Genomic DNA, 904 nt, shown 5'->3' with positions numbered 1-904 from the left:
CCGCAAGGCGGCGCTCCCACTCCTGCCGTCCCTGCCGGATCTCAGATAAGTTTTCCATGGTCATCTGCTGACCATTAAAGGTGACGGATTTTCCGTCCAGCACCGCCATTTCAGCTTCCGTATAACGCTGAATCATGGCTTCGATATCATTCTGGTTCATAACCATCCTCCGGAAGTCAGCCAGGGGTTAACATCGTCAGTTACTGTTTTCTTCCGTTTTTGTTTTTTAACAGGCGTGGATACCGGTTCCGGTGAGGGTGACGGTTCGGTACTGTCCGGGACACACTCCAGCCAGGTTTCCCGGCTCGCCCACTCCGGTGCATCCGGCCAGCGGATCTTTTCGTATCCATGCAGAATGACCAGAGCCTCGGCATACACCATCAGGTCAAAAGCTTCGTTGGCACCGCGACCCGGCTTACTCCATTTCCCGTCACTGCTCCGCTCTTCATACGTCAGTTCGTCGTAAAACCAGCTCCCCAGCCAGTCAGGGAAATGCACATAGCCGGGACCTGGCGAGTCACGCCATAACGCGTTATTCACCCGGTCTTTCAGTGCATCCGTCTGAAGAAGCCAGAGCGGCACATCACCTGCGGCCTGCGCCCGTCGGCCCGTTCGTCCGGTGTTATCAGGGAATGTACGGGTGATCAGTTTTGCGCGCCGGATGCTGTCGCCCTTAAACAGGTAAATACGTTTACCAAGGCCATCACGACGGCAACGACGCCAGAATTTATAGGCATTATCAGTGACCCCGTCTTCACCGCCGGAGTCCACCGCCATTGCCATCAGTCGCATTTGTTGAGAAGGATCGGAGGCCAGCGGCCAGCTTTTATGAAAAACATCCGTCAGCAGGACATCCCAGTCTTCCGGATAGCTGGCCGGATCAATTCGCTGGCTCTCCCCGTCG

At 55.8% G+C, this 904-nt stretch carries 2 protein-coding genes; both read right to left on the bottom strand.

Features of this window, described 5'->3' with window-relative positions; genetic code table 11:
* Positions 1-160: hypothetical protein (locus tag ACJHX3_RS24930; protein WP_001506822.1), on the bottom strand; the 160-nt coding region annotated here is incomplete at its 3' end.
* Positions 157-904 (bottom strand): terminase gpA endonuclease subunit (locus tag ACJHX3_RS24925; RefSeq protein ID WP_131505448.1); only part of this gene is annotated, 748 nt, incomplete at its 5' end. The genes ACJHX3_RS24925 and ACJHX3_RS24930, both read right to left, overlap by 4 nt.

It is taken from the genome of Escherichia sp. WS1265 (assembly GCF_046487585.1).
Lineage (GTDB): Bacteria > Pseudomonadota > Gammaproteobacteria > Enterobacterales > Enterobacteriaceae > Escherichia > Escherichia coli.
This window is presented reverse-complemented; position numbering and strand designations above follow the sequence as displayed.